This is a genomic window from Pseudonocardia yunnanensis, assembly GCF_039534065.1.
GTDB classification, from domain to species: Bacteria; Actinomycetota; Actinomycetes; order Mycobacteriales; family Pseudonocardiaceae; genus Pseudonocardia; species Pseudonocardia yunnanensis.
The window spans coordinates 444,154-464,715 of record NZ_BAAAUS010000043.1 but is presented as its reverse complement, the minus strand read 5'-3'; the positions used below and the strand labels follow the sequence as shown (position 1 = coordinate 464,715).

At 71.5% G+C, this 20,562-nt stretch carries 24 protein-coding genes; 12 read left to right on the top strand and 12 right to left on the bottom strand.

Going from position 1 to position 20,562, the window contains the following annotated elements; all coding sequences use genetic code 11:
* Positions 1-39: 39 nt before the first annotated feature.
* Positions 40-828 (bottom strand): electron transfer flavoprotein subunit beta/FixA family protein, encoded by a 789-nt coding sequence (locus ABD743_RS35655; RefSeq protein WP_344727728.1) that lies wholly within the window; start codon positions 826-828, stop codon positions 40-42.
* 237 nt (positions 829-1,065) lie between these two features.
* Here ABD743_RS35655 and ABD743_RS35650 point away from each other — a divergent pair, with 237 nt between their 5' ends.
* The 3 genes from ABD743_RS35650 (at position 1,066) to ABD743_RS35640 (ending at position 2,589) form a co-directional block, all read left to right on the top strand.
* On the top strand, positions 1,066-1,206 hold the full coding sequence (locus ABD743_RS35650) for a hypothetical protein (RefSeq protein WP_344727672.1): 141 nt from the start codon (positions 1,066-1,068) through the stop codon (positions 1,204-1,206).
* A gap of 79 nt (positions 1,207-1,285) precedes the next feature.
* On the top strand, positions 1,286-2,260 hold the full coding sequence (locus tag ABD743_RS35645) for a DUF302 domain-containing protein (protein WP_344727671.1): 975 nt from the start codon (positions 1,286-1,288) through the stop codon (positions 2,258-2,260).
* Between the two features lie 23 nt (positions 2,261-2,283).
* Positions 2,284-2,589: a 4a-hydroxytetrahydrobiopterin dehydratase family protein gene (locus ABD743_RS35640; protein WP_344727669.1), complete on the top strand. Its 306-nt coding sequence runs from the start codon at positions 2,284-2,286 to the stop codon at positions 2,587-2,589.
* A 53-nt stretch (positions 2,590-2,642) separates the two neighbouring features.
* On the opposite strand, the gene ABD743_RS35635 is transcribed toward ABD743_RS35640, so the two are convergent.
* Positions 2,643-3,365: a hypothetical protein gene (locus tag ABD743_RS35635; RefSeq protein WP_344727667.1), complete on the bottom strand. Its 723-nt coding sequence runs from the start codon at positions 3,363-3,365 to the stop codon at positions 2,643-2,645.
* A gap of 72 nt (positions 3,366-3,437) precedes the next feature.
* Between ABD743_RS35635 and ABD743_RS35630 the strand changes: the two genes are divergently transcribed.
* Entirely contained in the window at positions 3,438-4,085 is a 648-nt protein-coding gene (locus ABD743_RS35630) for a winged helix-turn-helix transcriptional regulator (RefSeq protein ID WP_344727666.1), read from the top strand.
* A gap of 6 nt (positions 4,086-4,091) precedes the next feature.
* Here ABD743_RS35630 and ABD743_RS35625 read toward each other — a convergent pair whose 3' ends face one another.
* Entirely contained in the window at positions 4,092-4,613 is a 522-nt protein-coding gene (locus ABD743_RS35625) for a hypothetical protein (protein ID WP_344727665.1), read from the bottom strand.
* A 230-nt stretch (positions 4,614-4,843) separates the two neighbouring features.
* On the opposite strand from ABD743_RS35625, the gene ABD743_RS35620 reads away from it, so the two are divergent.
* The gene (locus ABD743_RS35620) at positions 4,844-5,599 is read left to right on the top strand and encodes a class I SAM-dependent methyltransferase (protein ID WP_344727663.1); all 756 of its coding nucleotides are present in this window, start codon (positions 4,844-4,846) and stop codon (positions 5,597-5,599) included.
* Positions 5,596-7,068 carry a 1,4-alpha-glucan branching protein domain-containing protein gene (locus ABD743_RS35615; RefSeq protein ID WP_344727662.1) on the top strand — a complete coding sequence of 491 codons (1,473 nt, stop codon included), beginning with the start codon at positions 5,596-5,598 and terminating at the stop codon, positions 7,066-7,068. Before ABD743_RS35620 ends, ABD743_RS35615 begins: the two co-directional genes overlap by 4 nt.
* A gap of 21 nt (positions 7,069-7,089) precedes the next feature.
* On the opposite strand, the gene ABD743_RS35610 is transcribed toward ABD743_RS35615, so the two are convergent.
* The gene (locus ABD743_RS35610) at positions 7,090-8,181 is read right to left on the bottom strand and encodes an epoxide hydrolase family protein (RefSeq protein ID WP_344727661.1); all 1,092 of its coding nucleotides are present in this window, start codon (positions 8,179-8,181) and stop codon (positions 7,090-7,092) included.
* A 94-nt stretch (positions 8,182-8,275) separates the two neighbouring features.
* On the opposite strand from ABD743_RS35610, the gene ABD743_RS35605 reads away from it, so the two are divergent.
* Both ABD743_RS35605 and ABD743_RS35600 read left to right on the top strand, forming a co-directional pair.
* Positions 8,276-8,773, top strand: coding sequence for a MarR family winged helix-turn-helix transcriptional regulator (locus ABD743_RS35605; RefSeq protein ID WP_344727660.1), 498 nt, complete (start codon positions 8,276-8,278; stop codon positions 8,771-8,773).
* Positions 8,774-8,782: 9 nt separating this feature from the next.
* On the top strand, positions 8,783-10,075 hold the full coding sequence (locus ABD743_RS35600) for a glycosyltransferase family 4 protein (protein WP_344727658.1): 1,293 nt from the start codon (positions 8,783-8,785) through the stop codon (positions 10,073-10,075).
* On the opposite strand, the gene ABD743_RS35595 is transcribed toward ABD743_RS35600, so the two are convergent.
* Together ABD743_RS35595 and ABD743_RS35590 are read right to left on the bottom strand one after the other, a co-directional pair.
* Entirely contained in the window at positions 10,053-10,211 is a 159-nt protein-coding gene (locus ABD743_RS35595; protein WP_241035951.1) for a hypothetical protein, read from the bottom strand. The two genes, ABD743_RS35600 and ABD743_RS35595, sit on opposite strands and share 23 nt — an antisense overlap.
* A gap of 106 nt (positions 10,212-10,317) precedes the next feature.
* A complete protein-coding gene (locus ABD743_RS35590; RefSeq protein ID WP_344727657.1) occupies positions 10,318-11,094 on the bottom strand; it encodes an acyltransferase in 777 nt (258 codons plus the stop codon).
* A 57-nt stretch (positions 11,095-11,151) separates the two neighbouring features.
* Here ABD743_RS35590 and ABD743_RS35585 point away from each other — a divergent pair, with 57 nt between their 5' ends.
* From ABD743_RS35585 to ABD743_RS35575, 3 genes are read left to right on the top strand one after another with little or no spacing between them, the layout of a single operon-like run.
* A complete protein-coding gene (locus ABD743_RS35585) occupies positions 11,152-11,403 on the top strand; it encodes a hypothetical protein (protein ID WP_344727656.1) in 252 nt (83 codons plus the stop codon).
* 42 nt (positions 11,404-11,445) lie between these two features.
* The gene (locus ABD743_RS35580; RefSeq protein WP_344727654.1) at positions 11,446-12,282 is read left to right on the top strand and encodes a ribokinase; all 837 of its coding nucleotides are present in this window, start codon (positions 11,446-11,448) and stop codon (positions 12,280-12,282) included.
* The gene (locus ABD743_RS35575) at positions 12,279-13,226 is read left to right on the top strand and encodes a nucleoside hydrolase (RefSeq protein WP_344727653.1); all 948 of its coding nucleotides are present in this window, start codon (positions 12,279-12,281) and stop codon (positions 13,224-13,226) included. Before ABD743_RS35580 ends, ABD743_RS35575 begins: the two co-directional genes overlap by 4 nt.
* Before the next feature lie 3 nt (positions 13,227-13,229).
* Here the strand turns inward: ABD743_RS35575 and ABD743_RS35570 are convergent, their stop codons facing one another.
* The 6 genes from ABD743_RS35570 to ABD743_RS35545 all read right to left on the bottom strand — a co-directional run bounded on the left by ABD743_RS35570 (position 13,230) and on the right by ABD743_RS35545 (position 18,433).
* Complete coding sequence (locus tag ABD743_RS35570; RefSeq protein WP_344727652.1) at positions 13,230-13,907, bottom strand: LuxR C-terminal-related transcriptional regulator; 678 nt, start codon at positions 13,905-13,907, stop codon at positions 13,230-13,232.
* 86 nt (positions 13,908-13,993) lie between these two features.
* Positions 13,994-14,650, bottom strand: coding sequence for a response regulator (locus ABD743_RS35565; RefSeq protein ID WP_344727650.1), 657 nt, complete (start codon positions 14,648-14,650; stop codon positions 13,994-13,996).
* The gene (gene macS, locus ABD743_RS35560; RefSeq protein WP_344727649.1) at positions 14,647-15,804 is read right to left on the bottom strand and encodes a MacS family sensor histidine kinase; all 1,158 of its coding nucleotides are present in this window, start codon (positions 15,802-15,804) and stop codon (positions 14,647-14,649) included. Before macS ends, ABD743_RS35565 begins: the two co-directional genes overlap by 4 nt.
* A gap of 43 nt (positions 15,805-15,847) precedes the next feature.
* Positions 15,848-16,804 (bottom strand): class I SAM-dependent methyltransferase, encoded by a 957-nt coding sequence (locus ABD743_RS35555; RefSeq protein ID WP_344727648.1) that lies wholly within the window; start codon positions 16,802-16,804, stop codon positions 15,848-15,850.
* A 26-nt stretch (positions 16,805-16,830) separates the two neighbouring features.
* Positions 16,831-17,610, bottom strand: a complete 780-nt coding sequence (locus tag ABD743_RS35550; protein WP_344727646.1) for an enoyl-CoA hydratase/isomerase family protein — start codon at positions 17,608-17,610, stop codon at positions 16,831-16,833.
* A 58-nt stretch (positions 17,611-17,668) separates the two neighbouring features.
* Positions 17,669-18,433 (bottom strand): ABC transporter ATP-binding protein, encoded by a 765-nt coding sequence (locus ABD743_RS35545; protein WP_344727727.1) that lies wholly within the window; start codon positions 18,431-18,433, stop codon positions 17,669-17,671.
* A 109-nt stretch (positions 18,434-18,542) separates the two neighbouring features.
* Between ABD743_RS35545 and glgX the strand changes: the two genes are divergently transcribed.
* Positions 18,543-20,546, top strand: a complete 2,004-nt coding sequence (glgX, locus tag ABD743_RS35540; protein WP_344727644.1) for a glycogen debranching protein GlgX — start codon at positions 18,543-18,545, stop codon at positions 20,544-20,546.
* Positions 20,547-20,562 lie beyond the last annotated feature (16 nt).

Genomic DNA, 20,562 nt, shown 5'->3' with positions numbered 1-20,562 from the left:
TCAGCCATGAGCCTTCTCCCCTACTCGTCGAACCGATACTCAGATGAGCTTCTGCGCGACCAGGAACGCCGCCACCTTCGCGCCGCCGTCGCCCTCGTCCTCGATCTTCTCCCCCGCGCTCTTGGGCGGCTTGGGCTGCGAGGAGACCACCGCGGACAACGCGGTGGCCAACCCCACCTCCGACGGGTCGATACCCGCATCCGCCAACGACAGGGTGGCCACCGGCTTCTTCTTCGCCGCCATGATCCCCTTGAACGACGGATACCGCGGCTCGTTGATCTTCTCGTTCACACTCACCACCGCCGGCAACTCCGCCGACAGGTGCGTCACCCCGTCGTCGGTCTCCCGCCGCACCGTCACCGTGGAACCGTCCACCGTGACCTCGCGGGCGTGGGTCAACGCCGGCAACCCCAACACATCGGCCACCATCGCCGGCACCGCCGCGCTGCGCCCGTCCGAGGCCTCGTTCCCCGCCACCACCAGATCGAACCCGCCCTCGACGGTGCCCAGCACCTTCGCCAGAGCCCGCGCGGTCTGCACCGCACACGACCCGTGCACCGCCTCATCCGACAAGTGCACCGCCTTGTCCGCACCCATCGACAACGCCTTACGGATCGCATCCGTCGCACGGTCCGGGCCCATCGTCACCACGGTCACCTCACCACCGTGGGACTCCTTCAACTGCAAAGCCGCCTCCACCGCACGCTCATTGATCTCATCGAGCACCGCATCGGTGGCATCCCGGTCCAACGTCCCGTCCGACGGGCTGAGCTTGCGTTCCGAATAGGTGTCCGGCACCTGCTTGACCAGCACGACGATGTTCATCAGACCTCTTCGACCTCCTGCCGGTGCGGACGAGCCGCGGTGGGCCACACGGGGGCGCTCACACTCGGCGCCCAATCTCCCCGACTCTGCCACCACTGACCACAGCTCGGCGCGGGGGCGGCCGGATCGGGCAATTGTTACCGGCGAGTATCGCGACGGCAAACGGACCACGGGTGAAACTTCTCACCGTGGCCGGTCAGCGGCCTGTGTGATCGCTCGGGTGATCGGGTATTAGTCCGAATGCCCATCATCGACCGCATCCGCACGTTCCTCGCGAGCCCACAGGGCCGACGCCTCACCGAACAGGGCCGCCGGATGGCAGCCGATCCCCGCAATCAGCAGCGGGCCAGGGGCCTGTTGGCGCGCCTGCGGCGCCGCTGACCGGCGCGCGCATTTCATTCGCCGGACGGGCGGTTGAAGGCAGATAGGGTCGGGCGCCGTCTACTCGCGGAGCCGCCCCATGTCCGTCCTGGTCCGAGCCCCCCAGACCCGGAGATCCGACACCATCCGGACGTGGGGCGCCACAGTCATGCTCGCCGTAGTCGCTGCCGCATGCGGCAACGTCGGCAACGGGGAGGTGGCGCTCGCACCGCGCGCCGCGCCGGGCCAGCCGTCGGGCACGATCATGCTGACGGCCGGCACAGACGTCGCCACCACCACACAACGAGTTCAGGACGCGATCACGAGCAACGGCGGTTCCGTGGTCACCGTCGTCGACTACGCCGCGGAGGCCCGGAAGGCCGGTGTCACGATCCCGGCCTCCACCCTCGTCATCGGCGGGTCGCCCGCGGGGCAGATGCCGCTGTTGCGCGTCGACCAGCGGGCAGGCGTCGACCTGCCGCAGCGATACCTCGTGCGCGAGACGGACGGCTGGGTGAGCCTCACCGTCAACAGCGCCGACTACGTCGCCGCCGTGTCGGGCATCGCAGCCGCCGGCCCGCGCGACGCGCTACGTGACGCCACGCTGCCCGTTCTGACCGAGACGGTGCCGGGTTCCTCCGCGCCGGTCGGCTCCCCGCTGATCGGCGTGACGCCCTCGGACTACCTCGTCACCGTCTACGGCAGCGCCGACGTCCCCACCACCGTCGAGCGACTACGCCGCAACGCCGACCGCGCGCCCACCCGCTCGATCGCGGTGGCCGACCTCGCCGCAGGCTCAGCCGACTCCGGTCCTCCGATCCGTCCCACGTCGGTGGTGTTCGTGAGCAACCCAGGGGCCGAGGTTCCCCTTCTCACCGCCGCACCGTCGATCGGGCTGGACCTGCCGATGCGCTTCGTCGTGTGGCTCGACGCGGAGGAACTCACCCAGATCGGCTACCCCGACGTGCACAGGCTCGCGGTCCGGCACGGCATCTCGGCGACCGACCCGAACATCGAGCGGCTCGCCGCCGACTCCGACCGGCTCGCACGCCTTGCGGCCGGAATCATCGAGTAAGTAACGGGAGCAAGACCTTGATCGTGACCGGTTACGACGACCGGCAGGGCTGCGGCTACGTGCTCAGCACGGGGCCCGACGCAGCCGAGGGCTTGCCCGGCGGCAGACCCATCAGCCACAACGGGGTGACGGTGCTGGCCACCCCAGAGCTCGCCGCGCTGCTGCAGGACGCGCTGGACCACCGGCCGACGGCCACGTTGAGCTGGTCGGGACCACGCGTCTCTCTCACCCTCGACGACACGACGATCCTCGCCTGGCTCACGCACGACGTCGGGGGCGTCCTCACCGTCAAGGGAAGCCCCACCCCCCGCCCGCGGTCCCAGGGCTGACCGGGCCCCGGTGGGAAGCGCCTCACCCCGCTCCCCACCGGATCGGCCGGCGGTCAGCTGAACCTGGAATCGCTCAGATCGAGCGTGATCGGGGTCCAGGACAGGTCCGGGGTGCGGTCCTCGTTGCGAATGTGGATGCGCCGCTGCGTCGCGACCACGAATCCGTCGACCGTCTCTTCCTTGCGCACATAGTGGGCCGTCGGCGAGTAGCCGTTGACGACCGGCTGGTAGTCCATGCGTCGCAGGTGACCGGCGTCGTCGAAGTAGTAGAGCTGCGTGTCGTTGTGGGTGTCGATCGTGTCCGGGAAGGTCACGGAGAGTCCGCGCCACGCCTCGCCGTTCTCGACCCACGGCTCCACCTCGCGCGCCTCGACGCCGGGGTAGGTGAAGAGATACGGCTCCACGAGGTAGTGCCAGGTGGCATAGCTGCGGAAGTACGCCATCTGCGCGACGCTCCACGCAGTGTCGGGCGTGTACCCCTCGAAGTCGGCCCGAGGATTGACGAGTGACTCGATGAGGTCGCCATCCGGACCGGTGACGGTCACCCGGTCGGCCTTCTTGTCGAACTCCACCACGCGACCCGTCGACTCCTGGACGGCACGCAGGTACTGCTCGTGGACCCTCGCCTCCACGGCGTCCGTGCCCACGAAGTCGGCCTGCCCCTTGAACTCCCAGAACGGCCCGCCGTAGGTGATCCGCGACGAGAAGGACGACACCCCCTTCCACCGGTCGACCCCACCGCCGGCCTCCAGCACGTGCTTCAGTAACGCGTCCACCAGTTGCTCCTTAGTTAGGATTCAGCAGTCCTAAATTAGCACCACCGAGTGGCGGGTCAGTAGTATTGCGATGTGACGCACAGGAGCTACGACGACGCCTGTGGCGCCGCCCTCGCGATGGACGCGATCGGGGAGCGCTGGGCCCTGCTCGTGGTACGCGAGCTGGTCTTCGGACCGAAGCGGTTCGGAGACCTTCGAACGGGGCTGCCCAAGGCGAGCCAGAACGTGCTGAGCCAACGGCTCAAGGAACTCGAGGCGAGCGGCGTCGTGGAGCGCGTCGAGCTCGGGCCGCCCGCCAGTACGCACGCCTACCAGCTCACGGAACGCGGACACCAGTTGGAGCCGGTACTCCTGGCGCTCTCCCGCTGGGGAGCGCACATCCCCGCGAGCCCGGACACCGGGATGAGCACGGACGCCTTCATGCTCCTGCTGAAGGCGCTCTACTTCCCGCCCGCGGACGCCACCCCGACGATGGCGATCCGCCTGCTCGTGGGCGCGGACTCGTTCGATGCCCGGGTACAGCCGGGCTCAGTCGATATCAGACGCAGTGCCGCCGGAGACGTCGACGCCACTGTCCGAGCGCCCGTGCCGGTTCTGTTGGGCCTCATCTTCAGCGGCGCGACCCTCGCGTCGGGCGCGGAAGCCGGCGTCCTCGAAGCCACCGGCGACCTCGCCGCGGCACAGCAGTTCTTCACGCTCTTCCGCGTGCCGCAGACGTGACGGCAGCTAGTCCGTCACACGGATCGAGTCGATCGCCAGCACCGGCACCGTCGCGTTTCCGCCGACCTGCGTGTCGTACGACATCGACCCGCGCACGGTGACCTCCGCGGTGAACAGATCCCCGCTGACGACGCCGTCGAGAGCCTTCGCATCCCCACTGAGCATGGTGTTCGTCTTGTACTTCAGATAGGCGCGCTCCTCGCCGCCGTGCGCGACGCCGTCGACGTTGGCGCGGACGGTGGATTCGCCGGCGGCGGGGTCGATCTGGGTCACGTGCCCGTACACGACGATGCGATCACCCGCGTAGGCATCGGGGTCCTTCGCGATGGTCTGCCACTCCCGCGCGTCGACCGCGCGGTGGGGAGGCGGTGGCACCGACGCGCTGGTCGACGGCGGCGAGATCCGCACTCCGGTGGCGATGACCACGGCGAGCAGGAGCACACCCGCACCGACCACCCATGGCCACGTCGTTCGCCGCCCGGGTCGGCGCTGAAGGTTCGGCTGCTGTGGTGGCCCGCCCTGGGTCATGTGCCGCCCCCTTCGCCGCGCCCCGGCGCCGGGGGCTGCTCTTGCTCGATCGCGCCGGACGGCCGGTTGTTACTTCTCGGACGGATCCACGCTCGCTCGACGACGTCCGCACGCCATGCGCCGAACTGCGTGAGGGCACTTGTGGACCTCTTCGGTGCCGTCTGAGACGGTCCGCGCGTGAGATCTCACTCCGGTGCGCAGCCGATCAGCTCGTCCGTGGTCCTCCCGCGATGACCGACATCGGCGTTCAGGCGCTGCCACTCACCGGCGAGCGGACCGTGCCCGGCATCCCGGAGGAGAACTACTGGTTCCGACGGCACGAGGTGGTCTACCGGGCCCTGCGCGCCCGGTGCTCCGGTGGCGTCGTGCTCGAGGCCGGATGCGGGGAGGGCTACGGCGCCGATCTGCTGGCCGGGGGCGCCCCCACCGTCCTGGCCGTGGACTACGACTCGCTCACCGTCGCGCACGTGGCCCGGCGCTACCCGCGCGTCGCTGCCGCGCGCGCCAACCTCGTGGCGCTCCCGGTGCGTGACGAGGTCTGCGACGCGCTCGTGTCCCTGCAGGTGATCGAGCACCTCTGGGAGCAGGAGCGGTTCCTGCGCGAGTGCTTCCGCGTGGTGCGCCCGGGCGGCACGGTGGCGCTGTCCACTCCCAACCGGCTGACGTTCTCACCCGGGCGCGACACCCCGCTCAACCCGTTCCACACCCGTGAGCTGTCCGGGGCCGAGCTGACCGGACTGGTCCGCGACGCCGGGTTCGCCGACGTCGAGATCCTCGGGCTGCACCACGGGCCACGGCTGCGCGAGATCGAGGCGAGCCACGGCGGCTCGATCGTCGACGCGCAGGTGGAGGTCGCACTGTCGGGCGAGGGCTGGCCTGCGGCGCTGCTGCGCGACGTCACCTCCGTGACGTGCGCCGACTTCGAGCTCATCGCGGGCAACCCGGACGCGAGCCTGGATCTCGTCGCCCTCGCCGTGCGCCCGTGAGCGACCCGACCGGCACGTTCTGCCTGGTACTGCACAGCCACCTGCCGTGGCTCGCCCATCACGGGCGCTGGCCCGTCGGGGAGGAGTGGCTCTACCAGTCGTGGGCGCACGCCTACCTTCCGGTTCTCGACGTCGTCGAACGGCTCGCCGCCGAGGGCCACCGCGACCTGCTCACCCTCGGGGTCACACCCGTGCTCGCCGCACAGCTGGACGACCCGCACTGCCTGCGGGGCATGCACGAGTGGCTCGGTGGCTGGCTGCTGCGTGCCCACGGCGCCGCCCCGCGGCTGCCGGACCTGGCGACGTACGAGCATCGCGCCGCGACCGCCGCGCTGGGACTGTTCGAGTCCCGCTGGCGCCACGGGGCGGCGCCGGTCCTTCGCCGCCTCGCCGACGCGGGCGCGCTGGAGTTGCTCGGCGGGCCGGCGACACACCCGTTCGCTCCGATGCTGCTGCCCGAGGTCCGGACGTTCGCGCTCGAGACGGGACTCACCGACGCGACCATCCGGCTCGGCACGCGACCGGCGGGCATCTGGGCTCCCGAGTGCGGCTACGCGCCGGGCATGGAGCACGGGTACGCCTCGGCCGGTGTGCGGCGGTTCCTCGTCGACGGGCCCGCGCTGCACGGCGAGACCGCGCTCGCCCGCCCGGTCGGAAGCTCGGACGTGCTGGCGTTCGGCCGTGACCTGGAGGTCACCTACCGCGTCTGGTCGCCGCGCTCGGGCTATCCCGGCGACCGCGACTACCGCGACTTCCACACGTTCGACCACCCGTCCGGGCTGAAGCCCGCGCGCGTCACCGGGCGGTCGGTGCCGCCGGAGAAGAAGCATCCCTACCACCCCGAGCGCGCCGCGGCCGCCGTGGCGCGGGATGCCGCCGACTTCGTGTCGGTCGTCCGAGAACGGCTCGTCGGCGTGCGCGAACGGCTCGGGCGCCCCGGGCTGACCGTGGCCGCCTTCGACACGGAGCTCTTCGGGCACTGGTGGCACGAAGGACCGGCCTGGCTGGAGGCGGTGCTGCGCGCGCTGCCCGCCGCCGGCGTCCGCGTGACGACGCTGCGCGGGGCCGTTGCCGCGGGGCTGATCGGTGAACCCGTCGAGCTGCCGCCGTCGTCGTGGGGGTCGGGCAAGGACTGGCGGGTGTGGGCCGGGGAGCCGGTGGCGGACCTGGTGGCGCTCAACGAGCGCGTGCAGAAGGCGCTGCTCGGGGCGGTCGCGCCGGCGCGGACACGAGACCTCCTGCGCGACCGCCTCGCGCAGGAGGCCCTCCTCGCGCTGTCCAGCGATTGGGCCTTCATGGTCAGCAAGGACTCCGCCGCCGGCTACGCGCGAGAGCGCGCGTACGGACATGCCGACCGAGTGGAGGAACTGGCCGGCCGGCTGACGCCCGACCGCAGGGCAGAGGCGATCACCAAGATGGCGTCATGGCCGCCGGCCCCCTTCGGCCACATCGACGCCCGCGCTCTCTAGGGCGACATGGACACCTGCGGATCAGCGCTGCGTGTCAATGTCGCGGAAGAAGGCCCGGACGTCACCCGCAAACAGGGCCGGAGTTTCCAGCGCTGCGAAGTGGCCTCCTTGGTCGAACTCGGTCCAGTGGGTGATCCGGTAGACGCGCTCTGCCAGCGACCTGATCGACAGGGTGATGTCGTGCGGGAAGACGGCGACGCCCATCGGTGCCGGACAAGGCAGCGGGCCGAGTGGGCTCTCGCGATTCAGCCGCGCCGACGAACCGGCCGTGCCGGTGAGCCAGTAGAGCATGACGTTGGTGAGCAGGCGGTCGACCGGAACCGCCCCACTCGGATCGCCCCACTCGGCGAACACGTCGGCGAGCCAGGCCAGCTGCCCGACCGGTGAGTCGGTCAGCGCGTACGCCACCGACTGCGGACGGGTGGCGTTCAGCACGCGGACCCCGGGCTGGTGGGCGAGGTAGCGCCTGGTGCGCGCCAGCCGGTCGAGATCCGATTCGGACAGACCGTCCTCCTCACCCTGGGGCGGCGGTGGGGTCGGCAGGTAGTTCAGATGCACACCGACGACGTGGTCGGGTGCGACGGCGGCAAGGGCGCGGGAGATCGCCGACCCGAAGTCGCCGCCCTGGGCGCCGTAACGGTCGTAGCCCAGCCTGCGCATCAACTCGGCCCAGGCCCGGGCCACCCGCTGCACGTTCCAGCCCCGCTCCCGGGTGGGGCCGGAGAAGCCGAACCCGGGAATCGACGGGATCACGAGGTGGAAGTCGCGCGAGAGCGGTTCGACGACGTCGAGGAACTCGACGATCGATCCCGGCCAGCCGTGCGTGAGGACGAGCGGTAGTGCGTCCGGGTCGGCACACCGCACGTGCAGGAGGTGGATGCGCTGCCCGTCGATCTCCGTGACGAACTGCGGGTACCTGTTCAGCTCGGCCTCGTGCTCGCGCCAGTCGTAGGCCTTCTGCCAGTGCTCGGCGAGCTCCTGCACCCGGGTCAGCGGAATGCCGAGGTCCCACCCGGCGGCGGGCGGTTCGTCGGGCCAGCGGGTACGTGCCAACCGGTCGGCCAGGTCGTCGAGGGTGCTCTGGGGGATCTCGATGCGGTACGGGCTGAGCATGGGCGTCTCCTGATTGAATGTTGGCCACACCAACGTTGGCTCGGCCAACAGTAGTGGAGATTGTGGGCCGGGCCAACAGTTGTAGCCTCGTCGCGTGGACAACCCAGCGGACCGCCGGACTCCCACCCGCCTGCGCTCCAAGCCCACGTGGCTCATCACGCACCTCGCGACGCACGCGGGCAGGCTGCTGGGAGAGGCGTTCGACGCGGGCGAGTGGCGCCGTTACCACTACGCGCTTCTCGCCGCGCTCGAGGAGTTCGGCCCCGCCAGCCAGGCGGAGCTGGGACGGCGCTGCCGGATCGACCGCAGTTACGTCGTGGAGGCGGTCACCGAGCTCGCCGAGCAGAAGCTGGTGGTACGCGCCCACGATCCGGCCGACCGCCGGCGCAACATCATCACGATCACCGACGCCGGGATCGACCGCCTCCATCGCCTCGGCGCCACGCTGGACGGGGTGCAGGACGCACTGCTCGCGCCGCTCTCGCAGCACGAACGGGCCGAGCTGACCGACCTGCTGAGCCGCGTCCTCGACCACCACCTGGCCTCGCGACGGGACGGGGCGTCCTCGGGGCCGGGTCCCACCGCCGGATAGGTTCCGGGGGTGCGGGTGCTGATGTTGTCGTGGGAGTACCCGCCGGTGGTGGTCGGAGGCCTGGGCCGGCACGTGCACGCCCTCGCGACGGAACTGGCGGCAGCCGGCCACGATGTCGTCGTCCTGTCCCGGCAGCCGAGCGGCACCGACGCCGGCACGCACCCGACTGTCGACGAGGTCGTGGAGGGTGTGCGGGTCCTGCGCGTCGCCGAGGACCCGGCGCACCTCGAGTTCGAACGCGACATGGTGGCGTGGACGCTCGCGATGGGACATGCACTGCTGCGCACGGCACTCACCTCGATCACGGGATGGCGCCCGGACGTCGTCCACGCCCACGACTGGCTCGTGGCCCACCCCGCCATCGCACTGGCGGATGTGTTCGGCGTGCCGCTCGTGGCCACCATCCACGCCACCGAAGCGGGCCGGTACGCGGGATGGCTGTCCTCACCGCTGAGTCGTCAGGTGCACTCCACGGAATGGTGGCTCGCCAACCGGGCCGACACCGTGATCACGTGTTCGACGGCGATGCGCGACGAGGCCGCAGAGCTGTACGAACTCGATCCAGCCGGCATCGCCGTGCTGCACAACGGGATCGCACCGCGGCGCTGGCGCGCCGACGAGTCCCGTGTCGCTGCCGCCCGCCGGCGGTTCGCACCCGGCGGGGAACCATTACTCCTCTACTTCGGACGCTTGGAGTACGAGAAGGGCGTGCAGGACCTGATCGCGGCGCTGCCCAGGGTCCGCCGCGCGCATACGGGCACGAAGGCGCTGATCGCGGGCACCGGCACCGCCGCGGAGATGCTCGTGGGGACGGCACGGACGCACCGGGTGCGACGGAGCGTGGATTTTCTCGGGCATCTGCCGGACGAGGATCTGGTGGCTCTGCTGGCGGCCGTCGACGTGGTGGTGCTGCCGAGCCGCTACGAACCGTTCGGGATCGTGGCCCTGGAGACGGCGGCGGCCGGAGCGCCACTCGTGGCGTCGACGGCGGGTGGCCTGGGCGAGGTGGTGGTCGACGGGGAGACCGGGCTGTCGTTCACGCCGGGGGATGTCACGGCGCTCGCAAGCGCGGTCGGCGCCGTGCTCGACGACCCGGAGGCCGCGGCACGGCGCGCTGACACGGCACGGGCACGGCTCGCCGTCGACTTCGACTGGGCCCGTATCGCCGCAGGTACCGCTGCGGTGTACGCAGCAGCACCCGTAGAGAGACCGACCCAGTTGGGTCGGCCGAAGATTCCTACTGGCAACGTCTTCGGACGCAGCGCGCCCGCGGCGGCGATCAGGCCGCCTCGTCGTTCATGATCTCCAGAGCGGCGTCGGGGTACTCGGCGATGAGCTGCTGGATGAGGTCGTCGCGGTCCTCCGCCACGGCAGAGTTGACGGCCGCGGTGTACTCCTGGTCGAGAGCATTGAGGCGGCGGACGGTGTCGTCCTTCATGAGGCACCTGTTCCTGGGCTTCGGGGTTTCTCCGACGTCTATTCCAACGCAGGGAGGGCCGCATCCGTTACCATAGTTGCCGCAGCTCACATCGATTCAGATTTTGTTAACCCTTCTTGACGACCGCACTACTGGAACTTTGCGCGACACGCTCGTGTACAGCGGCCTCGGTCTTGCGCGCGATGTCGGCGAGAGCGGCGCGGCGGTCGGCGCCCGCCTCGTAGTCGGCCAGCCGGTTACGCACAACTCTCGCCGGGGCGCCAACTGCCACCGAGTACTCAGGGATGTCGCCACGCACCACGGCGTGCGCACCGAGCACGGAACCCCGCCCCACCCTCGTGCCACGCAGGACTGACACTTTCACCCCGACCCAGCAGTCGGGCCCGATGCGTACCGGCGTCTTGACGATGCCCTGGTCCTTGATCGGAACGTGTACGTCCTCCGTGCGATGGTCGAAGTCCGTGACGTACACCCAGTCCGCCACGATCGTGGATGCGCCGACCTCGACATCGAGATAGCAGTTGATGGTGTTGTCCTTGCCGAGAACGACCTTGTCGCCGATCCGCAGCGAGCCTTCGTGGCAGCGCAGCGAGTTGCCATCGCCTATGTGCACCCATCGGCCGATCTCAAGGCGCCCGTAACCAGGCCGCGCATGCAGCTCCACGCGTTTGCCGAGGAACACCATTCCGCGCAAGATCACGTGTGGGTTCGCCAACCGGAACCGCAGAAGTCTCCAGTACCGGACCAGGTACCAGGGCGTGTAAGCGCGGTTACGGATCACCCAGCGCAGCGAGGCGAGCGTGAGGAACCGGGCCTGCCGCGGGTCGCGCCTCGCGGCCCGCCCCCAGCGCTCGCGCATGGGCGCCCCCCACATGCTGGTCATGACCCGACGATAGGACCGGCGCGTTTCCCCTCCGCTGCCGCCCGGGTAGTCGCGGCGATGGCCACCGAGAGCTCGCGCACCGGCGGACCCGAGCCGCCGAGCGCCACCGAGGAGGACCGGGTCGTCTCGCGGCGGGTCGACAACCCCACGGCTGCCGGCCCGGAGGACGAGCGCGCGTATCGCGCCGCCGATCCCGGCGCCGACCCGGCCGCGCCCGACCGATCCAGCGGGGGTGGCGGGAGCACCACCGAGCGCGCCGAGCGCGACCTCGATTCGAGCGACGAGAGCGAACCGACCCGGTCGGAGTGAGGGTGCTTGCGCAGGCCTGCGTGATCGACCATCGTCCGCGGGGTGCCCCGGATCGCGGTCGTCGGCAGCGTCAACCTCGATCTCGTGGCCCGTGTGCCCCGGCTGCCCGCTCCCGGGGAGACACTGGCCGCGGGTGACCTGCGCCGGGTGCCGGGCGGGAAGGGCGCCAACCAGGCGCTCGCAGCTCGCCGCCTGGGCGCCGACGTGACGCTGGTGGCCGCGGTCGGCGACGACGCCGCCGGCGATGAGGCCCTCGCTCTGCTCCAGCACGACGGAGTCCAGCTCGACGGGCTGCGCCGGGAGCCCGGACACCCCACGGGCCATGCGCTGATCACCGTGGACGACGCCGGCGAGACCACGATCGTCGTCGCGGCGGGCGCGAACGCCACCCTCGACGTGAGCCCCGACGACGTCCGCGGCGCGGATGCAGTGCTCGCCGTGCTGGAGATCCCCGACAGCGCGGTGGCGGCTGCCGTGCAGCACGCGACCGGGCTCGTCGTGCTCAACGCCGCTCCCGCGCGGGCGCTCCCGTCCGAGTTGCTCCGCAGGATCGACCTCGTGGTCGTCAACACGGCCGAGTACGCCGCGATCGAGGGGCTCGACGCGGCCAGGGCCGTCGCTGTCACCGCCGGCGCCGAAGGTGCGGTGCTGCGCCGGGACGGCCGGGAGGTGGCCGCCGCGCAGCCCCCACCGGTGGACGTCGTCGACGGCACCGCGGCAGGTGACGCCTTCACAGCCGCGCTCACGGTGGCCATGCTGAACGGCGTGTCCGACGCCGACGCACTACGGAGGGCGTGCGCCGCCGGTGCGCTGGCCGTGACACGGGCCGGCGCCCAGCCGTCGCTGCCCACCGCCGCAGAACTGGCGGCCGTCCTGTGAGCGCGCCGACCCGGCCCACGCCGCTCATCATCGACACCGACCCAGGGGTGGACGACGCCGTCGCGATCATGCTGGCGCTGGCCTCGCCCGAGATCGAGCTGCGGGCCGTGACCACGGTGTTCGGCAACGTCCCGCAGCCCCGGACCACCGAGAACGCCGGGCGTCTGCTCGCCCTCTGCGACCGCTCCGACGTGCCGGTCGGCAGGGGTGCCCCCCGCCCGCTCGTGTACCCGCAGCGCCGGCGCGCCGAGGCTTGGCACGGGGGCGACGGGCTCGGCGGGCGGGCCGAGATGCTGCCCGCCCCGGCCGCCGAGCCGGACGCACGCGGCGCCGTCGGGTTGATGGCCGCCGTGCTGAGCGCGGCCGGCGATCCGGTGACGATCGCAGCGATCGGGCCGCTCACCAACATCGCGCTGCTGCTCGCGGTGCATCCCGATCTGGCGCCCCGGATCGGTCGCATCATCGTCATGGGCGGCGCGCTGGGAGAGGGCAACATCAGCGGCGTCGCCGAGTTCAACATCCACTCGGACCCGGAGGCAGCCCACCGGGTGCTCACCCAGCCCGACGTCCCGGTCACGATGGTGCCGCTCGACCTGACCCTGCGGTGTCCGGCGGGTCCGGCCTGGATCGAGACCCTGGCGTCCGGCGGCCCGCGGTGTGCCGCGCTGGCTGAGGCGATCACCCACTACCGCGCGGCGTACCTCGCCCGCTACGGCATCGACGCCGTCGCGGTGCACGACGCCGTGGCCGTGCTGGAGGCGGTGACGCCCGGCGTACTGGCGACCACGCCGATGCCGATCCAGGTGGCGTGCGACCTCGGCCCGGCCCGTGGGGCCACCGTGGCGTTCACGGACGTCGATGCCCCATCGGTGCACGTGGCCGTCGACACCGACGTCGACGCCCTGCCGGCCGAGATCCTGGCCCGCCTGCTCCGGCTGGGCTGAACGTCACGCCAGGCCGTTCTCGATGGCGTAGCGCACCAGCGCGGCACGGCTGCGCAACCGCAGCTTGCGCAAGACGTTCTGCACGTGGTTCTCCACCGTGCGCGGCGAGAGGACCAGCCGGGCGGCGATCTGGCGCGCGGTGAGGCCGTCGACCACCAGCCGCAGCACGTCTGCCTCCCGCTCGGTGAGCCGCCGCGTGCCCTCCAGCAGATCGGCCGGCCGACCGAACTCCTCCAGTACGACGTCGGCGAGCCCGGGGCTGAACACGGCGTGGCCGGTTGCGGTGCGCCGCAGGGCGTCGGCCAGTTCCTCCGCTCCGGCAGGCGCGACGAGATGGCTCGTGGCACCGGCCCGCACCGCGGCGAGCACGGTGGCATGGTCGGGAGCAGCGCTGAGGGTGAGCACCGGGGTCTGAGGGACCGCCGCAGCGACCGACCCGATCACCGCCAGCGCGGTTTGGCCGTCCGCGAGGTCGACCGCGACCACCCGCGGACGCAGCTCGAACACCACCTGCAGGGCGCCCCGGATGGCGACCGCGCGCAGCAGTTCGACGCCACAGCGAGCCAGCTCGCGCGCGGAATACGCGCCTACAGCGGGCTCACCGACGAGCACGGCGGTGATCGCGGGCCCCGGGCCCACCGTCGAGCCTGTCACCCGCCCCAGCGGCGCGCCCGCGAACATGTCGCGGATCCTCCCAAGGAGCTACGCCACACGGAATCCGTTCAGACATGATCACCCGTTCGCCACACGACAACCACACCAGGTGATCAGTCCCCGGCCAATCCTCGTTCAATGGCGTAACGCACGAGCTGAGCGCGGTTGTGCATCTGCAGCTTGCGCAGTGTGCTCTGCACATGGCTCTCGACCGTGCGGTGCGACAGCACGAGACGCTCGCCGATCTGCCGCGCCGTGAGGCCCTTCGCCACCAGTCGCAACACCTCGGTCTCCCGCTCGGTGAGCGCAGGAGCCGCAGGGCCGTCCGGCTCACCCGCCAGCCGCCGGTACTCCCCGAGAACCAGCCCGGCAAGCCCGGGGGTGAACACCGGGAATCCCTCTGCCGTGCGCCGCACCGCCGCGAGCAGCTCGTCCGCGCCGGCCGACTTCAGGAGGTATCCGGTGGCCCCGGCCTTCACCGCTTCCAGCACGTCGGTGTGCTCGCCGCTCGCCGAGAGCACGAGGATCCGGGTCTCGGGCAGCTTCTGCAGGATCCCCTCGATTGCCCGGACCCCTGACGTGCCGTCAAGGTTGAGGTCCATCAGCACCACGCATGGCCGGGCCGCGGCGGCGATCCGCACCGCGGCATCCGCGTCGGCCGCGGTGGCGACGACCGTCAGGCCGCGCTCGGTCAGGTCCCTGGCCACGCCCTCGCGCCAGATCGGGTGGTCGTCAACCACCATCACGGTGATCGCCTCGAGCTCCGTCATGCCGGCACCTCCCGCTTCGGGAACCTGATGGTCCAGTCCGTGCCCCGGCCCGGCCCGGTGTCGCAGGAGATCGTGCCACCCAGGTCGATCACCCGGCCGCGCATCGAGCGGGCCACACCGATCCGTCCCTCGGCCTCCGCCGCCTCCAGCCTGCCGTCGGGAATGCCCGGTCCCTCGTCGCGCACGCTGATCTCCACGCCGTCCCCGGTGTCATCGAGCAGCACCCACGCCGGTGCGTCGGGGCCGACGTGCACCGCGACGTTCGCGAGCGCGGCACCCGCCACCGCCACCAGCTCGTCGACGACGTGCGCGGCGAGCTCGACGGGCTGCGCCGGCGTCGACACGGAGACGTACTCGGAGCCGAGCATCCGCAGGGCGGCCGCGAGATCGCGGCGGCCGTTGGCGTCGACGGGCGCCGCGCCGGTGGTCAGCAACGTCCGCAGCGCGAACTCCTGCTTCCCGGCGAGCACGCCCAGCTCCCCGGCGGCCCCGCCCAGCTCGGCGCCGCGGCGCCGCACGAACCCCAGCACCTGCAGCACGCCGTCGTGCACCGCCCGGGCCAGCCGTTCACGCTCGGCCATCGCCGCCTCGGAGGCGATCGCGAGCCGGAGCCGTTCGGCGGAGTGGCGCAGCACCGTGGACGCGAAGCCGATCGCGACCCCGACGAGGACGAGCAGCTGAATGTCGCTCAGCTCGTCACGCCAGTGAGCCTGGAACGCCAGCAGCGCCGCCGACACGGCCACGGCACCCGCGAGGCCGCCGCGGATCCCGTAGGCCAGTGCGCAGGCGAGTACGGCGCACGACGTCCAGATCGAGCCCATCACGGGTGCGTCCCCGGCGAACTGCGCCGGCGTCTGCACGATCGGCGTCGTCGCCATGACGGCAACCGTGACGACGACGTCGGTGATCGCGACGCGGCCCGGCCGGCCCGTCGGCACTCCCGGCAGGCTGCCGCCGGCATAGGCGTGACCGCTGAGCACCGTCCAGGCCGCCATCACCACGAGCACCGCGACCGCACCAACGGGCGAGGCGAACTCGCGCAGTGTGTAGAGGACGACAGCCGACGCGCTCAGCAGCGCCAGCACCCGGTACACCAGCAGGCCGCGCCACAGCGGCACCAGCGGCCGTTCCATGTCGGCCTGCGGCGTCGTCACCGCTCCATCCTGGCCGACCGGGCCGCTGAGTGGATCAGTGGAACTACCGGGATCGGGTCCCTGTGACGAGCGCGTTGTAGAACCACCCGCGCGGCACGACGCGGGAGAGCACGTTCTGGTCCAGCCAGGACAGCCGCTGCCACGAGCGGTAGGCGAACATCGCCCAGCCCATCCCGAGCTTTCCCGGCGGCACGGCAGCCTCGAACGTGCGCACCGGCCAGCCGAGCATCGCCGCGGTGAACTCCTCCGTGACCACGCGTGCGTCGCCTGCCCCGGCCCGGCGCGCGGTCTCCTCCAGCTCCGCCGGGTCGAAGGTGTGGATGTCGACCACCGCTTCCAGCGCGGCCGCCCGCGACGACTCGTCGAGCTCCTCCTGCGGCCGCCGCCAGTCGGCGAGGACGGGAAGCCGGGTGATCGTCGTCGCGGCCTTCCAGGTGAGCGCCCCGAGCCGGCGGGCGTAGAAGTCGCCGACCGTGGTCGGCTCGCCCGCGAACACGAACCGGCCGCCCGGCTTCAGCACCCGCAGCACCTCGCGCAGCGCGAGCTCCACATCGGGGATGTGGTGGAGCACCGCATGCCCGACGACCAGGTCGAACGTCGCGTCCGGGTACGGGATCGTCTCGGCGTCGGCCACCCGCCCGTCGACGTCGAGGCCGAGACCCTCCGCGTTGCGCAGGGCGGTCTGCACCATGCCGGGCGACAGGTCGGTGACCGACCCACGCTTCGCCACACCCGCCTGCATGAGGTTGAGCAGGAAGAACCCGGTGCCGCAGCCCAGCTCCAGCGCATGCTCGTAGGGCCAGCCGCCCTCACCGGCCGCGAAACGGAATCGATCCGCGGCATAGGTGATGCAGCGCTCGTCGTACGAGATGGACCACTTCTCGTCGTACGAGCCCGCCTCCCAGTCGTGGTAGAGGACGTTGGCCAGCTTCCGGTCGTGCAGGGCGGCCGCCACCTCGTCAGCGGTGGCGTGCGGGTTGGGGGCCGGGTCCGTACTCATGGGTAGGGAGCATATGGGGGACGCCGTCAGCGCCCGCTGAACTTCGCCTTCCCCGGCCCGTTCTCCACGAACGACGTCATCCCGGTCTGCCGGTCCTCGGTGGCGAAGAGCGCAGCGAAGAACTCCGCCTCCAGGTCGAGGCCGGTGCGCAGGTCGACGTCGAGGCCACCGTCGATCGCCTTCTTGGCCGCCGCGAGTGCCATCGCCGGACCGTCGACGAACTGCTCGGCCCAGCTCCGGGCCGCCGAGTACACCTCATCGGCCGGCACGACCTGGTCGACCAGGCCGATGGCCAGCGCCTCCTGCGCGTCGACCATCCGGCCGGTGAAGATCAGCTCCTTGGCCCGCGACGGCCCGATCAGGCGGGCCATCCGCTGGGTGCCGCCGCCGCCCGGGATGACCCCCAGAAGGATCTCCGGCTGGCCGAGCTTCGCGTTGTCGCCGCAGACCCGCCGGTCGCAGCCCAGCGCGACCTCCATCCCGCCGCCGAGCGCGTAACCGGTGATCGCCGCGACCGTGGGCTTCGGGATCTCCGAGAGTGCCCCGAAACAGGCTGAGAGCCTGCGCGCGACCGGCGCCATGTCCGCCATGGACATGCCGGCCATCTCCTTGACGTCGGCACCCGCGGCGAACACCTTCTCCCCGCCGTAGACGACCACCGCCCGAACGTCGGCGCGGCGCGTGGCCTCCTCCGCGGACGCCTTCAGCTCCTCCTGCACCTGCCGGCTGAACGCGTTCATCGGCGGCCGGTCCAGCCGGATCGTCCCCACGCCGCCGTCGACCTCGAGCCTCACGAATTCAGTCACGGCCCGACCCTAGATGAGCCCGTGCCCGCCGCCGGTGCACGACGGACCGAGGGGGCAGCTACCGCAGCCAGGCCGTGTACCGGCCCCGGCGGCGCTGCACCGCGAGCGGGAGCCCGAAGGTCGTGCTCAGGTTCTCGTTCGTCAGCACGTCGTCGAGCAGCCCCGCGGCCACCACCCCGCCCTGGCGCAGCAGGAGGCCGTGGCTGTAGCCCACCGGGATCTCCTCGACGTGGTGGGTGACCAGCACCGACGCCGGAGCGTCCGGGTCGGCGGCCAGGGTGGCGAGCCGGGAGACGAGGTCCTCGCGGCCGCCGAGGTCGAGCCCCGCAGCGGGTTCGTCTAGCAGCAGCAGCTCGGGGTCGGTCATCAGCGCCCGCGCGATCAGGGTGCGCTTGCGCTCGCCCTCGGACAGGGTGCCGAACATCCGCTCGGCCAGCGGAAGCATGCCGAGCGCGTCGAGAAGCTGCTTCGCACGATCGGTGTCGCTGGTGTCGTACTGCTCACGCCAGCGGCCCAGAACGCCGTACCCGGCGCTCACCACGACGTCCTGCACCGTCTCGTCGCCCGGGACACGCATTCCCAGCGCCGCGGAGGTGAGACCGATCCGGGTGCGCAGCTCGAACACGTTCACCCGGCCGAGACGCTCGCCGAGTACGTGCACCGAGCCCTGGGTCGGGTGCAGCTCGGCCGCGGCCAGCTTCAGAAGGGTGGTTTTGCCGGCGCCGTTGGGTCCGAGCACCACCCAGCGCTCGTCCAGCTCGACGGCCCAGTCGACGTCATGCAGCAGCGTCGACTTCCCGCGTCGTACCGAGACACCCTCCATCCCGATGACGAGGTCACTGTTGTCGCTGACGCTGCGTGGGGTGCTGCCTACGGTGAGGAAGGACTCAGAGTGCGATTCCGGCGCTGCCACAGCCCTATCCTCGCCGATCGTGCCGGTCTTCCCTCTGGGTGCCCATGCCGACGCGGGCGGCGTCCGCTTCGCCGTGGCCTCCACCAGCGCGGACGCGGTCGAGGTGTGCCTCATCGACGGCACCGACGGGGCCCTCGGCGAGAAGCGCGTGGCGCTCACGGAACGCACCTTCGGCGTCTGGCACGGGTACCTCACAGGGGTGACGCCCGGGCAGCGCTACGGCTATCGGGTACACGGTCCGTACCGACCATGGGACGGCGTGCGCGCCAACCCGGCCAAGATCCTCGTCGACCCTTATGCCCGGCGGATCACCGGCCGCGTCACCGACCTGCACGCGGCGCGCGGCTGGGTCGACGACCCCATGACAGGCCTGCTCAACACCGTCGACTCGCTCGGGCACGTGCCCCTCTCGGTCGTCACCGAACCCGACGTCCTCGCGGCGGGGCCGCGGCCGGACGTGCCGTGGTCGGAGACCGTGATCACGGAGCTGCACGTCCGCGGCTACACGAAGCTGCACCCCGAGGTGCCGCCCGAGCACCGTGGCACCTATCTCGGGCTCGCCCACCCTGCCGTGGTCGAGCACCTGCGCGCTCTCGGCGTCACGGCCGTCGAACTGCTGCCCGTGGCATCGATCGCCGAGGAGCCGCCGCTACTGCAGAGCGGCCGCACGAACTACTGGGGCTACGCGACGCTCGGCTTCCTCGCCCCGCACGCCGGGTACGCGAGCGTCCCGGGCGCGGAGATCGAGGAGTTCCGCGCCATGGTCGCCGCGCTGCACGCGGCGGGTATCGAGGTGATCCTCGACTTCGTCCCCAACCACACCGCGGAGGGCGGCGTCGGCGGCACAACGCTCTCCTACCGCGGACTCGACGCGCCCGCGTACTACTCGCTGGGCGGCAACGGCCACGACGCCGACATCACGGGCACCGGCAACACGCTCGACTCCGGCTCGCCGACCGTGATCCGGCTCGTGTGCGACGCGATGCGGCACTGGGTCACCGTCTTCGGCGTCGACGGCTTCCGCATCGACCTCGCGAGTGTGCTCGGCCGGCCTCGGTCCGGGGCGTTCGACCCGAACGCGCCGCTGCTCACGGCGATCTCGGTCGATCCGGTGCTGTCCCGCGTCAAGCTCATCGCCGAGCCGTGGGACGCCACGGGTGAGGGTTACCGGGTGGGCGGGTTCGGCGTGGCCTGGTCGGAGTGGAACGGCCGTTACCGCGACGCCGTGCGCGACTTCTGGCGCGGCCACGGCGGTATCGGCGAGGTGGCCTCGCGGCTGACCGGCAGCTCGGACCTGTACCGGCTCTCGGGTCGCCGTCCGTGGGCGTCGGTGAACTTCGTGACCGCGCACGACGGCTTCACCCTGCGCGACCTGGTCTCCTACGAGCACAAGCACAACGAGGCCAACGGCGAGCACAACCGTGACGGCACCGACGACAACCGCTCGCAGAACTTCGGCGTGGAGGGCGAGACGACCTCACCGGTGCTCGTCTCGCGGCGGCTGGCGACGGCTCGCGCGATGCTCGCCACGCTGCTGCTCTCGACCGGCACCCCGATGTTGCTCGGCGGCGACGAGCTCTGGCGCACCCAGGGCGGCAACAACAACGCCTACTGCCTCGACGACGAGACGTCCTGGGTGGACTGGACGGACGACGAGGCCGCCGCGCTCACCGCGTTCACCGCTCGGGTGGCCGAGATCCGCCGCAGCTCCCCCGCCCTGCACCGCGACCGCTTCTACCGCGACGGCGAGGTGCTCTGGTGGCACCCGTCGGGACGGCGGATGGGCGGGCACGACTGGCACGACGGCAACCTGCACAGCCTCGGCCTGCTGCGGGCGGAGTGGTTGCTGCTCCTGCACGCCGGCGATCCCGCGCTGGCCGCGACGCTGCCCCGGGGCGGCCCGTTCACGCCGGTGCTGGACAGCACCCGGCCGGACGGCCACCCGGTGAGCACCCGCCCGCTGCCCGGCCGCACCACGATCACCCTCCCGCCTCGCTCACTGCTCCTCCTGCGCACCTCCTGAGGACGTACGCTCCCTC

Bases quoted from the DNA above. Each gene is read 5' to 3' on its own strand.
- ABD743_RS35650 (WP_344727672.1), top strand. From the start codon at position 1,066: ATGCCCATCATCGACCGCATCCGCACGTTCCTCGCGAGCCCACAGGGC.
- ABD743_RS35645 (WP_344727671.1), top strand. From the start codon at position 1,286: ATGTCCGTCCTGGTCCGAGCCCCCCAGACCCGGAGATCCGACACCATC.
- ABD743_RS35625 (WP_344727665.1), bottom strand. From the start codon at position 4,613: ATGACCCAGGGCGGGCCACCACAGCAGCCGAACCTTCAGCGCCGACCC.
- ABD743_RS35620 (WP_344727663.1), top strand. From the start codon at position 4,844: ATGACCGACATCGGCGTTCAGGCGCTGCCACTCACCGGCGAGCGGACC.
- ABD743_RS35610 (WP_344727661.1), bottom strand. From the start codon at position 8,181: ATGCTCAGCCCGTACCGCATCGAGATCCCCCAGAGCACCCTCGACGAC.
- ABD743_RS35595 (WP_241035951.1), bottom strand. From the start codon at position 10,211: ATGAAGGACGACACCGTCCGCCGCCTCAATGCTCTCGACCAGGAGTAC.
- ABD743_RS35590 (WP_344727657.1), bottom strand. From the start codon at position 11,094: ATGACCAGCATGTGGGGGGCGCCCATGCGCGAGCGCTGGGGGCGGGCC.
- ABD743_RS35585 (WP_344727656.1), top strand. From the start codon at position 11,152: ATGGCCACCGAGAGCTCGCGCACCGGCGGACCCGAGCCGCCGAGCGCC.
- ABD743_RS35570 (WP_344727652.1), bottom strand. From the start codon at position 13,907: ATGTTCGCGGGCGCGCCGCTGGGGCGGGTGACAGGCTCGACGGTGGGC.
- ABD743_RS35565 (WP_344727650.1), bottom strand. From the start codon at position 14,650: ATGACGGAGCTCGAGGCGATCACCGTGATGGTGGTTGACGACCACCCG.
- ABD743_RS35555 (WP_344727648.1), bottom strand. From the start codon at position 16,804: ATGAGTACGGACCCGGCCCCCAACCCGCACGCCACCGCTGACGAGGTG.
- ABD743_RS35545 (WP_344727727.1), bottom strand. From the start codon at position 18,433: ATGGAGGGTGTCTCGGTACGACGCGGGAAGTCGACGCTGCTGCATGAC.